Genomic DNA, 13727 nt, shown 5'->3' with positions numbered 1-13727 from the left:
ACATGAAAAACCGAATTTTCCAAAGCGAAGCTGCAAGTTGCTAAAAAGGACCTGCAGCGCGCTCGGAAAATCTCAACACCGCTCGTCTCACTTCGCCGCAGCAGCCTTCTGCAGCCCCACGTGCTCCAGAACGCGGTCGAAGAACGCCTTTTGAATATCAGCCGGAGCAGCGTGGCCCATTGCCGGTCGATTGAGGACCGACTTTTCGCCCTGCAGCGCGTTGTACGCCGCGTAGCAACTTGATGGAGGACACGTTACATCGATGAAACCAACACTCATGATCGCGTCGGCCTTGCAGCGAGCTGCGAAGTTGACGGCGTCGACATAGCGAGCCGCCTGCAGAATCTGCGGATCTGGCTTTCCATCATCACCATTGGGAACCAGCTTCGGCCAACCGTTGACTCGCCCAGCCGCGTTGCCGGAATGATCGCAGATCGCGGGCACGCCCGGCGCGATCAAGGTGACCCGACTGTCAATACCGCCAGCTGCCAACGACTGTCCGCCGCCCTGACTGTGGCCAATAACAACGACGTGTTTGCCGTCCCATTCCGGTTGCTGAGTCAAAAAATCAATGGCTCGCACCAAACGCAGATACATGCCGCGAAAGTAAATCGTGTCGCGGCTTTCGCGACCTGCGTGTCGATAATTGTTCAACGGCCCGGCATTCTGATCAGCATAAAACTGTGCTGGTTTGCCGTTGGGAAGGCCATGAGCGTTCATGTCCATCGAAAGCATGCCCGCCCGCGCTCCTTTGATCGCGTTGCCCAGAGACGAACTGCGCACGCCTGCTCCATGCACCCACAGAATTGCAGGCAGACTCTTCGCTTCGGCATTCTTTGGTTTGCCAAAGTAACCAGAAACCGGAGCCCCTCCAAGGCATGGGACCTGCACGTCAAAGCACTGAATTGACGCGTCGTCATACTCAACGGCGGTCAACTTCGGATCGACGGGAACCTTGGCCAGTTCACGTTTTTGAGCGTCCCAGAATTCATCGAAGTCATCCGGCACAGGCAAACTCAGGCCGATCTTCTCCGGAGAAAAACCAATCCCGGCGACGGCCTTCACAGGTTTGCCTTCGGCCGGAGTAAACGTAACCTGACACCGCAGAAACTCGGGCTTGCGGCCTTTGACACGCACAACTGTGGGCTCCTTGCTCAGCGCCAAACTGCCTTGCGGCAACCCCGCCGACTTGCCGCTGTTCAGAAAATCGTCGACAACATAACTAACGGTGCCTTCGTGAACTTCCTTATCACCGTTCATCACACGAATCGAAAACGTCGCTTCTTCCCCGACGTCGTAGAGTGCGTCATCGCGATCTGCAGTAACCTGAACAGAATACGAAGCCGCATAAGCAGGTAACCCCGCCAGGAAAAACAACACGGCACATGTAGAACAGAACATCAAACGTCGCATCAACAGAACTTTCCGTACAAGAGAATAAGAATGGCATAGGCCAGTGACTTGCGTCACGCCTATCAAGAATAACCTTTTCACATTGAGTCAGGTCTTCAGTGCGTTGACTGGAAGCGATGAGGCCAGCAGCTAAATTCGGGGTGAGGCTCAGCCTCATTCGGATCCGGGTTCGGATTCGATTTGCTCAACAAGGAACGTGGAAATCTCGCGGGCGGCCAAAGCATGGGCCGATTCATTGGGATGAGCGTCTCGCGAACTAACGACAAGATCCTCCGCATCCATCCCCTCAAAGACGCGTAGCAGGTCGAGATGTGGCACGTCGAGGTCCAGCCATAAACTATTTAGCTTTTTATGTATGTCGCGATAAGCGTAGTCATCTCCCAGCGCGTGCAGAAAGGGAAAGGTGACGACGTAAAACGTGCCGCCGTTAGCTGCAACGGTGTCTCGAAAATTGGTTAGCCTGTCTTTCTGACGATCCCAGACAGAACCTTCGTATGCGTCCCTCACAAAACTGTAGTAGTCGGAAACCCCCGGTTCTCTCGCCATTCGCAGCCGAGCATTGATCGTGTCAAACAGATAACTGTTCGACACCAAGAATCCTGGGGACGGACTCTCGTAGAGACGCTTTCCGATTTCCTGCCATTCCGGCGTGATGTCAGAGATGTCGTTCAGAAAATACACAAGCACAACAATGTCCGTCTCGTATCCTGACTCCGGTAAAAAGTGAACCAACTCCAGTTGCTTCCCCGTGTCCAGGCCGCATTGTGCCAGGACATGGATCTCCAGATTTGGGTTTGTTGCCCGAATGATGTTTGCGAAACGATCTTCGACATCGGCGATCCCATGAGCAGCTGTGATCGAATCCCCGAAGAAGCTGACTCGGCGCTTACCGGGTTCGACGGTCGGCATGTAGTTGGCAGAATCGCGAAAGCCCGTCGCGTTTCTCTCGAAATGCCGAGCAAACCATCGTTGCGTTGTCTTGCACAGCCCGAATGAGTCGGTCGAATCATAAAAAAAGCGAAAGTAGACTTCTCCGCCCAGCGTCAAAACAGACAGCAGGAGCAGGAGTACGAGCGTGTTTCCAAAAACCAGAGAACGGATGCGTTGCCCTGACATTTGAGGACGCACCTGGCGAAAGAATTGCCGAGTAAATATCAGCAGCACAATCGGGAGCATCACGAACAGCAGCAATATGAAGTTCTCACCCATAGAATCAGCTTTGAAGTTACTTCTGCGGTGGCACTTCAGGCACCATGTCATGTTTCTTGAGAAGTGTGAGCAGCCTGTTCGCAATTTCCTCACGTCCGACCTCAAACAGGTAGATGTGATCATCGACAAACAGCATCCGTTTGTCCATCGCGGCAAACTCCATTGCCACATCAAGGCACGGAGCATTCGTATCTTCTGCCACGCGACGAACGACGGAGTTATAAGAATCGTGAAGTAGTTCAACTTGTGTCGGGTCGTTCACTTCGCCTGATGTTCGCAGGTATTCCGGAAGGCCAAACTCAAAAGCATCAGCCGCGTTCAAACACCAAATGGGTATTCCCTTTCCTGAGCACCCTACCTCCATTCTTCGCAGATTCAATTCGTAGTCGTTTAGCCCGACACGAAACTCATCTCTGGTTGATGTTGCGACGCCGCTAAGCCCCCATTGAAAGAACTGATACGTCCGAAGTCCCGCCAAATAATCGCGCGATGAGTTGTGCATTTTGCTCTGTGGACGCTGCTGATTATCAGGATATCCTCGCGCCAGCCAGTGATCATTCCAGCCGAAATAGACGGTGACAAGATCCGGCGACGAGTTATTGTCGAAAGTTGTGTTCTTGAGTGAATGAGAAAGGTGGCGCATCCTGTTGGAACTTCTCCTCTCCAACGGCCCGAAGTGGGCAAAGGAATACGCTATGAGCAAGACTAAAACAGACCGAACCAAAGTGCCAGTGGGTCAAGCGCTCGATCCCGAAGTGATTTCCTTTCGGGCTCAGTTCGACGAGCGAAGTCCGCTCGACGAGATTGTCCGTGAGGGAGCCAGGCGGATGCTACAAACCGCAGTCGATGCCGAGGTGGATGCGTTCGTCGCCATGCATGCGGATCGGACTGACGAGCACGGCCGGCGACTGGTCGTCAAGAACGGAAGCCTTCCGGAGCGGGACATCCTCACCGGTGCCGGAGCGATTCCGGTCACTCAGGGGCGTGTCCGCGACAACGATCCTGATCGCGAAAAACGGGTGGCTTTCTCGCCAAGCGTGCTTCCGAGCTATCTGCGAAAAACGAAGGCCATTGAAGAACTCATCCCCTGGCTTTACCTCAAAGGAATTTCCACGGGTGACTTCAACGAGGCGTTGCAGTCGCTCGTCGGCGAGCGGGCCGCCGGGCTGAGTCCCAACGTGGTTTGCCGGCTCAAGGATCAGTGGTGCAGCGAATACGATGACTGGAGCAAGCGGGATCTATCGAACAAGCAGTACGTTTACATCTGGGCCGACGGCATTCACGCGAAGCTCCGACTGGAGGATGACGCCAATAAAAAGCAGTGTTTGCTGGTGCTGATGGGGGCTACGCCGGAAGGCCAGAAAGAATTGATCGCGGTGCTGGACGGTTACCGCGAGAGCGAGCAGAGCTGGTGCGAGTTACTGGTCGACTTGAAGCAACGTGGCCTGCAATTGTCACCGAAGGTTGCCGTTGGCGATGGTGCGCTTGGCTTCTGGGCCGCGATCCGCAAAGTATTCCCCGAGACTCGTGAACAACGCTGTTGGGTTCACAAGACGGCCAATGTTCTCAACAAGATGCCTAAGAGCGTTCAACCCAAAGCGAAAGGCGACCTGCACGAAATCTGGCAGGCAGAAACGAAGGACGATGCGAACAAAGCGTTCGATAAATTCATTGAAAAGTACGGTGCGAAGTATGCAGCGGCTTGCGATTGCCTGAAGAAGGACCGCGACGAGCTGCTGACGTTCTACGATTTCCCGGCCGAACACTGGAGCCACTTGCGGACAACCAACCCGATCGAATCCACCTTCGCGACGATCCGCCTTCGTCACCGCAAGACCAAAGGCAGCGGAACAAGACGGGCGAGCTTAGCGATGATGTTCAAGCTGGCTCAGTCAGCATCGAAGAAATGGAGACGACTCAACTGCCACGAAAAGATCACACTCGTCATCGAAGGACGTTCCTTCAAAGACGGAATCATGCAGGATGATATCGCCGCCTAAATCAAAAACCCAAAACACAACATTTGACAATTGCTCTCCGGCGACCACTCCAGCGCTCTTGTCTTTGCAGCGTCAATCCCTGGAAGGAGCTACAACCGGTTCAGCCTGCGTTAATGACCTCAAAACGACCAGGCGCTACTTCGTTGAGAAGCGCCTGCAGCTTTTCAGGATACGAATCCGGCCCGAAATGCGTACATGAATCTCCCAGGCAGACAATACGAAAAATCCCATTTGGCTTGGCGTCCGCAAATCCGGGCCCGACCATGCCTCCTTAATTGTGCTGCAGGGCAAATGGCCTGGGCTTCCAAAACAGCTCGTCATCTCGTTGCAGGAACGGCTCGTCTGAAGATTGGTTGTATTCGTCAATCGGGAACGTGAACCGCATTGTTTCCACGTCGGCGCTGTAGTGGAAACCGAAGATTTGCAGCAGTAATTCACCGGCTAATCAAAACATAATAAAAGCGACGAAGCTGAAGACCACTTTGCGACTGCCCGAACGTCGGCTGCATGCCTTAGCGTTCATTTTTTCGAATCGTGTTTCTGAATCGCGTCGGTCACTCGCCGCAGGCAGGTTTCGGCAAGCGAATTGCCGGGGTCCAGTTCCAGAACCGTTTGGTAATGAACTTTGGCGTCTTCAAATCGCTGGATGTCTGCCAAAGCGTGCGCGAGATTTAAATGAGCAGCAGGGTAATCCGGCGCAAGCGAGGCCGCCCTTTCCAGTGCATCTACAGCGGCATCCGCCCTTCCCTGCTGCAGTAAAGCGACGCCCAGATTCAGATGCGCAGGCACGAGGTCCGGCAGGTCGAGAATCGCTTTTCGATAGTTCTCCGCCGCTTCAACCGGCATCCCCATTTGGGCGTACACGTTAGCCAACGCGAAGTGGGCCCCCGGCGACGGCACATCAGCATGAATCGCTTCGCGGTAATGGTGAGCCGCGCCTTCCAAACGCCCGGTTCTCGCGAGGACGCTGGCAAGATTTGCGTGAGCGTTCGCATCGCCTGGGACGAGTTCCAGTGCGCGGAGATAGAAGTCGATGGCCAGCCTGTTCCTTCCAGACCGATCGAACTCAACAGCCATGTTGTATTGAGAAATGGACTTCATGTGTTCAGCGTTCAGGAATGGCCAGTTACAAAACAGAAATGCACCGGCAGCGATGAACAGTATCGGTACAAGCTCCGCGCGCGTTACCGAAGACGAATGTTCTGTCGCCGAAGCCGAGCCTCTAAAACGTAACGAGACGATACGAATCCCATCGGCAATTCCCATACCAGCAAACACGCACAGGATCGGCACCACTGGAAAACGGTAGCGGCCGAAGACATAAAACAGCAACACACTGGCTGTGTACGCGAGCAGCATTCCGACAAGCACACTCAGTTCTCGCCAATTTCGACGGCTAAGCAGCAAGCCCAGAACGGCCAATGGGCCCAGCGTGCCAAAATTGGCGATGGGATTCAGCAGCCTCAATGGGGCTGAGTATTCAGAGTAAGAATAGATGTCTTCCGTATCGGTGACTTCCACTCGATTACAGAAATAGGCCAGCTTCCGGCACATTAAGTTAAGCCACCTGACGGGATCGCTCTGTATCTCCTTCAAAGTGCGTTCACTCCAGTAATGCGATACCTCGCCCGGCGTGAGTGACTTCCCCAGGGCCTTCTCCGCAAGCATTGTTGCGTCGCGGCGTTCTGCCTGAGCATTGCCGCCGCCTTCCAACAGTGGCTGATAGGTTCCGTTGGCGTGAAGATTGTTACCAATAAAAAAATTGGGGCCGAACTGTGACGTCGTGAGGTGGAATTCACCCCCAACGCTGTAATTGCGAACCGCAACTGGCAGTAGCACAGCGGCCAAACCAACAACAAAGACAAGGGCAGACCTTATGAATTCGTGGTACAGCGGCCTCTTCGTTACGAACATTCCAACCACTATCACGATCGGAAAAACGAGTGCATTCTCTCGGGACAGAATCAGCAGCCCGGCCGCTAATCCCAACAGAAGACAGGTTTGAAGTCTCGTTTTCTGTTGCCAACGAACCACGAGATTGATCACTGCACAAAGCAGGATCTGATCGGTAGCCGTCTTTTGAATTAAGCCATCGAAGAAAATTGACGGAGCGTAGCAGGCTAGCGCCAACCCAGCGGTAATACCCGCCTTTCGTGAATGTAACCGAATCGTGGCGTCGCAGATAAGTGCGCACGACACGGCACCCAATATTGCTTGAAGCAGTAAAATGACAATGCGCTCCGAACCAAACAGGCTGTAAAGGACCGCCAATAAATAGGGGTAAAGCGGAGCCTGGTAGAACACTTCGCTGCCCAACCAGTCTCCCCCTGATATTTCAAGGGCCCATTCGCGATACCGCAAAGAATCGCCGAGCCGCATAGAGAAGAAAGGTGCAAATCGAATATCGGCAATGTTCCAAAGCCGCAGACACAGCCCGACGACAAACACCAGTGCGTTCGCCGCGATGCATTTCTCGGGACTGACGGCGTTCGAATTTTTTTGGTTTGTGCGGCCCACGCCGTTGCTTTCGCCTGATGTGACTGATCGTTCCGGGCGAAATCCCCGTGATCGTCCGGTTTAAGTGAGCTTGCGATGCTACCACCAACCGCTCTGCCGTTTCACCCGCAACATCAACAAATTCCTGACGCGAATAGCTATGGCATCTGATTCACGATGTCCATCAGTTCGAGAATTTCGGGCGCACCATTGCTAAGCTGCAAAGCCTTTTCTGCATATTCCCTTGCCTTCTGTGCATCCTGTTTCTGCACGTAAATTTCGGCAAGGGAACTGTAGGTCTGCCACATCTGAGGTGTTGTTCTGGCCACCGATTCCAAATGCGGAATCGCACGATCGACGGCCCCCGTTTTCATCAGTAGCTTGGCGTAGTTGAAGTTGGCCTGGGGGAAGTCGGGGAATTTCGCAAGAACGATCTCGAACTGTTCCATGGCCGCCTGATCCTCTTCCAGCATCGAATAGGCGACAGCCAGATTAGTGCGCACATCTGGCTTGTCCTGGTTCAATTCAAGAGCCTGAGTGTACGATGAAATCGCTTCGCGAGGACGACCTTGCCGCACCAGTGTTAGTCCAAGATTGTAGTGCGTCTCAGCAGAGTTTGGCCGGATCTGAAGGGACTGACGAAACCAGTCTTCAGCATCTTTCGGCCGGTTTTCTGCAAGCGCTAATGTACCAAGCAAGCTTCGAGTTGACGCGGATGCCGGGTCCAATCGGATGGCTCGCAAAGCGTAGATATTTGCCTTATCCAGTTCACCTTTCTGCTCGTACTCGTGCGCAACGTTGGCCAGCGCCAATCCGCTTTCTGCCACATCAGCCGCGCGCGTAAACAGAGTCATCGTGTCTTTCCAGTACGCGACCTGTTGCCGAGCCAATACGGCGAGAATCAGCGCCGCAGCCGCTGCGCAACTCACGACAACCTTTCGAAATCGCGGTTGAGCCGCGACCCGGTCCGCAACGAACCACGTGCCAGCAATCGTAAGGCCGACCATCGGAAAATACATGTAGCGATCGGCCATTCTTTGTGTGCCGATTTGCACGATGCCGATGACTGGCACCAGCGTGCCCAGATACCAAAGCCAGCCCACAAGAACAGCTGGATCAGCATTTCTTTTTCTTACAGCAAACACCGTCGCACCCAAAAGCACCGCTAGACATGGCAGGACGGTTAAGAAAGGAATGTGCAACGGATACGGATAATAAACAGCCAGTCGCGTCGGCCACAAAGTCTGCAGGATGTAAAGCACGTAGACAATCACGGCATTATAAATGCGTTGTCCAAGAGGATAATCCTCCAGTGCAGCGACTGCGCCGCCCTCTTTTTGGCCAATCACAGCCAACCCGCAAAATACAATCGAGCCAACAAAGAACGGCCAAAGATCCTTCACAAGCCGCAATCCACGGACCGTTTGCTCCTCAGAATTTGTCGGCCGTGTGGTGCCAGCCCGGCCGAGCGGCCAATAGTGCAGAAGCAGGAGCAGGAACGGCAGGGTTACGTACATCTGCTTCGTCAACAACGAAAACAGGAACGCGAGAATTGACAGAATCTGCCACAGGATTCGGCGGTTCACTTGCCAGCGAAAATAGCATCGCATCGACAATAGCGCGAACAGGGTGCTAAGCACGTCTTTCCGTTCGGATATCCACGCCACGGATTCTACGTGCAGCGGATGAACGGCAAAAATTACTGCAACAAACGCACTTCTGTAGCGACGACGCGTGGCCGCGACGAGCATCCAGTACAGTAACAGGACATTGCCGGCATGAATGGCAACGTTAACGACATGCATGGCCGACGGGTTGGCACCGAACAGGGACACGTCGGCCATCAAGGACAGCCAGGTTAGCGGGTGCCAGTTTGCCGTTGGTTGGACACTTTCAGCACTAAACGCCCACCGAACCCCTTCACGGGTAAACCCGCCCAGAACGACCTCGTTTTTTGAAACGTACAGCCCATCGTCGTAATCAACGAAACCAAAATGCCTGACTGGCGCGAATGTTGCGATCGTTAACAGCACAAGCCCAGCACAAATGAGCATGCCTTGGCGGCGATTGTGGGCCATTTGCGGTTGATGAGGCGAATTCATGATAAATAACTAAATAAACGCAGGCGTTCCGGGAACTAACGGCACGCAAGAACGCTGATCACCGACCTAAGGAGTTGTCCTGTACTCTTACAAGCTTCTCGAAAAGAAAAAAGCACGCGAAAAATAATTAAAAAATAGAACTATTTAGGCGATTACTTTACCACCAACACTGTTGTACACTAGTGGCCTGCGTGTGATGCACATGCCCGCTAATTCCGTATTCTTTCCTTCCGATGGAGACCTCGATGCTTAAGTTACGTAAACGTTTTGGATTCACACTGATCGAGTTGCTGGTCGTTATCGCGATCATTGCAATCCTGATCGCTCTGCTGCTGCCTGCCGTGCAGCAGGCTCGCGAAGCCGCTCGCAGAACGCAATGTAAAAACCAACTGAAAAACCTCGGATTGGCTGTCCACAACTACCACGACACCTACAGTGTCTTTCCGATGTCGACAAATGCTGACGCTGCCATAACCGCCGGAGACCCAATCACTTCTCTTGGCCAGCATGTGCTGAACCACCGCGGCTGGTTGGGCGTTTTGCCTTTTATGGAGCAAGCGGCGGCCTATAACGCTTTGAACCTGAGCTTGGCGACAGGAGCTTACAATCGTGTCTCGGGTACGCTGTTGATCGATCCGTTCGACAGCGGAAATTCTGCCATCGTCAGCAAGAATCTCCCCGTATTTCAGTGTCCTTCGGACAGCGGTGATACGCACTACACTGGCAACACGACCAACTACCACATCAGCCCTCTGGCGTATGCGGCTGGCCACTTTGGTGCCTACACGAACTATGACTTTTCCGTCCAACGTTACAGCAGCAGTATGAATCTTTGGTCAAAACGCGGTAAGAGTACACGCCGTATGTTCGGGGTGGCGTCGGCGTCACGAATTCGAGACGTCACCGATGGCACAAGCAATTCGGTTATGTTGCTAGAAACGACACGTCAGGTGAAGAACGGCATCAACCAAACCTGGGGCTACGCTCACTGGGTGTGCAATGGCGTCGACCTTGCTGTGAACAACACCAATACGACGTCTGCACCAAACTTCCGAAAAATCAACTATTGGACCTGCTGCCCTTGGTGGGGAACGCCTAACAGCAGTACGGTTGCCGATGGCCGCTTGCGAGACTGGGGCACAGTGGGAAGCCTTCACACCGGTGGAGCCCAGGCATGTCTTGGCGATGGATCCGTTCGATTCATCAGTGAAAATGCCGACAGCGGCACACTGAACAACCTTGCATTTATCGCTGACGGTCAAACGCTCGGTGAATTCTAGGTTCAGTTGCAGTTCGGCAGTTCTGTTCACAGGGAACTGTAGCCTCGGCTGCAGTTCCTTTTTTTTGTAGAACTTCTGCCAACTGAAATGGTCCAGTGCTTCAGCCATATCCTATTGTGTGCTTCTTCGGCTCTATAATCCCGAACAGCTCGCCCACTATCAGCGGGGCCACACGACGAGAGTTTTCGTATCTATGATCTCGAAATCAACAGCTTTGCTGGTTGCTCTTGTCGTCATGACTCCCCTGCTTATATTTTGGGCAATGCCGAATGCAAAGATCGCAGAGACGGACGGAACAGTGAAACCTGCGGGGTCTGCATTTCCTGCGTCAACGCTTCGATTCGAAAAAGAAGCGCCAACTTCGCCACTGACCGGACACCCTCGCATCTGTCACGTTCAGGTGACGCAACTTCGAGAAGACGGCCCCGTCGGTATTTTGATCTGCGACGCATCAAAGAATGCCGTGATCTTTCAAACAGACAATTCATCCGGGCAACCGTCAGAGGAGATTCTTCTGTCCGATGTCGTTGCTCCGGCACATGCAACCGTCGTAGATATCGACAACGATGGTGACCGGGATATTCTTGTGTCCGTGCTCGGAAATATCGAACCGGATGACGGCGTCATCGGAAGTGTTGTGTTGTTGAAGTGTGTCGACAACGGATATCAGGCACAGACAATTCTGGATGATGTAAGACGTGTTGCAGATGTCCAGCCGGGCGATTTTGACAACGACGGTGACCTTGATCTGGCGGTTGCTGTGTTTGGGTACAATCGCGGGCAGGTACTGTGGCTTGAGAACCTCGGAGACCTGGTATTTCGCGACCATGAGCTGCTGTCGGCACCTGGAATTATTCATGTTCCGGTCGCCGACTTTGACAATGATGGCGATCTCGACATTTCGGCAATCGTCACGCAGGATGAAGAAGAGCTTTGGGGCTTCGAAAATGACGGCCATGGGGCTTTTCAGCCACGGCGGCTATGGTTTACGCATAACTTCGATCTGGGAAGCGCGGGGCTGTTGGCCGAAGACCTCGACCGCGACGGCGACATGGACCTGATCCTTCCTGCCGGTGACAACCTGGAAGACTTTGACCCGTTTCCGCAGCCGTACCACGGCTGCCTGTGGTTCGAGAATCAGGGAGGCTGGAAATTCGCTGAAAAGCGGATTGCAACATTCGGCGGAACGTATGCCGCTGCGGCAGCTGACCTGGACAACGATAAAGACGTTGATATTGTCCTGGCCAGCATGGCAAATGTCTGGGACGAGCCCTCTCAAGCCAGCATCATCTGGCTTGAGAACAATGGCGAGCAAAATTTCACAGCTTGGCAAATCGACTCTTCACCCACTCACTTAGTAACTGTAGCGACCGGGGACCTGAACGCCGACGGTGCAGTCGATATCGTTGCTGGCGGCCTGCATATTCGCCCGCCCTACAATAAACTTGGTCGCGTGACGATCTGGAAGAACAAGGGGACGGCACCGTGACTACCAGGAACCTCCTTGTTGCTTTGCTAGTGGCTGAAATCGCCATCGGCGCATTCGTCTTGAAGCGTTCATCAGCAACTTTTTCGGCTGATGTCCCGGTCGTCAATTTGGAGAAACTGGATCCCGCGACAGCTGACGCCATTACGTCATTGCGGACGAAAGCTACCTCCGGAGATGTTGCAGACTGGCGAAACCTGGCGGAAGCCTTACTAGGGAACGGCTACTATGTTGCAGCGGCGGACTGCTTTCAGGAGGCGGCGGCACTTGCCCCCAATGATCTTCACCTGATTTACAGCCGCGGATTCTGCCTCGAACGAGTTGGCCAGACGGAACGTGCGATTCAGCTGTTCGAGAAAACCGCGACGGAGTCTGACACTCAACTGGCGACGACGTGTTGGTACCAAATCGGCCGCTGTTATCTTCGTCAGGAGGACCCTGTTCAGGCCGAAGAGGCCTTCCGTAGAATCCCGAATTTCCCACCAGCCGCCTACCAGCTAAGCAAACTTCTGATTCGGTCGAATCGCTACCATGACGCAATCGAAATCCTCGATGCCCAGCTGGAACAGCTTCCTAATTCACTGAAGTTGTTACAGCTACGTCAGAATGCGGCAAAGGCTGCCAACGACGAAGAGACGACACGCTCGCTGCGTGATCAGGAGGAACGTGCCGTCTATCAGTTGGAACTCGAATACAGTCAGCGATTCATCACAATGTTCGCGTCGAGATTCGGACTGCCCGCGTTGCTGTCTCGCGCGATGGATTTGAAGTCAGCTGGAAGCATTCAACAACGCGAGCGGGTTCTGCGGCAGGCACTTGATGTGATACGGACCAATAAACTGTGGCAGTACCGATCTGTGTTGGTGGCCATGGCCCATGTTCAATTTGGATTAGGAAACCTGGACGAAGTACAACAGCTTGTGTCAGAAATACGCAGAACGTCTCAGGACGGCGCAGATCTGCTGGAGCTGGAGGGGCTGGTTCACGCGTCGCGAGGTGAGTTGGACGCCGCTGCCAAAGTATGGAAACGTGCTTTGGACATGCAGCCGTCGATCGGGCTGATACCTGACCTACTCGCTACTGGCACTCTGTCTGAGGACGAAGTTTCGGCCTACCAGGCGAAGCAGAAATCCCAGATGGGCCTGAATGCCTACCGTTCGAATCAAATTGCTGAAGCACGAGTGGCGTTCGCTGAGGCAACTAAACTAGATCCCAAAAATTCCCGAGCCTGGTTTTATTTGGGTGAAACAGAACGGCTAGTCGGTTCTCTTGACAACGCACGAGCAGCGTATTCAAATTGTTTAGATCTTGCACCCGGCCACGGCCGCGCTACTGTGGCCCTCGAACGACTGCCGAAATAAGACCAACGGTCGTTGTCAGCTGGTTGCACGCAAACTTGTTATTTTCTGTTCGACTAGCGAACTCGAAACAAAGGACCGGTAGTATGAAGAAGTTTACTCTGTTTTTAATTATTGGCTGTGTAACCGCAGTATGTGCCCTGCCAGGTTGTGGCGGAGGCGATCCCAATGCAGGTGGCGGCGCGTTGCCGACAGCAGGCCTCGAAGGCGGTGCTGAAAAGGAAGTTGACCCAAACGGCGGTGTCGGGTTTGATGACACCAGCCTTGGACAGGACGGCCAATAGAACTGCGTGCCATTGCTGACCAAATTAAGACTCCTGCTGAAGTGTCGACTCGCTTCACAGGAGTCTGTTTTTTTGTGGTCGAAGCAGGTGGCGCAGGAC

Annotated in this window: 10 protein-coding genes; 5 read left to right on the top strand and 5 right to left on the bottom strand. The window is 53.6% G+C overall.

Going from position 1 to position 13727, the window contains the following annotated elements:
• Positions 1-87 precede the first annotated feature (87 nt).
• The 3 genes from Fuma_RS26715 to Fuma_RS26705 form a co-directional block, all read right to left on the bottom strand.
• The gene (locus Fuma_RS26715; RefSeq protein WP_077026811.1) at positions 88-1413 is read right to left on the bottom strand and encodes an acetylxylan esterase; all 1326 of its coding nucleotides are present in this window, start codon (positions 1411-1413) and stop codon (positions 88-90) included.
• Between the two features lie 153 nt (positions 1414-1566).
• Positions 1567-2622 (bottom strand): SGNH/GDSL hydrolase family protein, encoded by a 1056-nt coding sequence (locus Fuma_RS26710; protein ID WP_077026810.1) that lies wholly within the window; start codon positions 2620-2622, stop codon positions 1567-1569.
• A 16-nt stretch (positions 2623-2638) separates the two neighbouring features.
• Positions 2639-3265 (bottom strand): GDSL-type esterase/lipase family protein, encoded by a 627-nt coding sequence (locus tag Fuma_RS26705; protein WP_077026809.1) that lies wholly within the window; start codon positions 3263-3265, stop codon positions 2639-2641.
• 52 nt (positions 3266-3317) lie between these two features.
• Between Fuma_RS26705 and Fuma_RS26700 the strand changes: the two genes are divergently transcribed.
• Entirely contained in the window at positions 3318-4622 is a 1305-nt protein-coding gene (locus tag Fuma_RS26700) for an IS256 family transposase (protein WP_077026549.1), read from the top strand.
• A 519-nt stretch (positions 4623-5141) separates the two neighbouring features.
• On the opposite strand, the gene Fuma_RS26695 is transcribed toward Fuma_RS26700, so the two are convergent.
• Both Fuma_RS26695 and Fuma_RS26690 read right to left on the bottom strand, forming a co-directional pair.
• On the bottom strand, positions 5142-7001 hold the full coding sequence (locus Fuma_RS26695; RefSeq protein ID WP_338030025.1) for a tetratricopeptide repeat protein: 1860 nt from the start codon (positions 6999-7001) through the stop codon (positions 5142-5144).
• Between the two features lie 275 nt (positions 7002-7276).
• The gene (locus tag Fuma_RS26690; protein ID WP_083732354.1) at positions 7277-9220 is read right to left on the bottom strand and encodes a tetratricopeptide repeat protein; all 1944 of its coding nucleotides are present in this window, start codon (positions 9218-9220) and stop codon (positions 7277-7279) included.
• A 245-nt stretch (positions 9221-9465) separates the two neighbouring features.
• Between Fuma_RS26690 and Fuma_RS26685 the strand changes: the two genes are divergently transcribed.
• From Fuma_RS26685 to Fuma_RS26670, 4 genes are all read left to right on the top strand, one after another.
• Positions 9466-10500: a DUF1559 domain-containing protein gene (locus Fuma_RS26685; RefSeq protein WP_077026806.1), complete on the top strand. Its 1035-nt coding sequence runs from the start codon at positions 9466-9468 to the stop codon at positions 10498-10500.
• 193 nt (positions 10501-10693) lie between these two features.
• Entirely contained in the window at positions 10694-11989 is a 1296-nt protein-coding gene (locus Fuma_RS26680; protein WP_077026805.1) for an FG-GAP repeat domain-containing protein, read from the top strand.
• A complete protein-coding gene (locus Fuma_RS26675) occupies positions 11986-13347 on the top strand; it encodes a tetratricopeptide repeat protein (protein ID WP_083732353.1) in 1362 nt (453 codons plus the stop codon). The genes Fuma_RS26680 and Fuma_RS26675 overlap by 4 nt, the downstream gene beginning before the upstream one ends.
• Positions 13348-13430: 83 nt before the next feature.
• Positions 13431-13628, top strand: coding sequence for a hypothetical protein (locus Fuma_RS26670; RefSeq protein WP_077026803.1), 198 nt, complete (start codon positions 13431-13433; stop codon positions 13626-13628).
• Positions 13629-13727: the final 99 nt, after the last annotated feature.

This window comes from Fuerstiella marisgermanici (assembly GCF_001983935.1).
GTDB lineage: Bacteria > Planctomycetota > Planctomycetia > Planctomycetales > Planctomycetaceae > Fuerstiella > Fuerstiella marisgermanici.
Note: the sequence above shows the minus strand (reverse complement) of the source record. Positions and strands in the feature narration are given on the sequence as shown.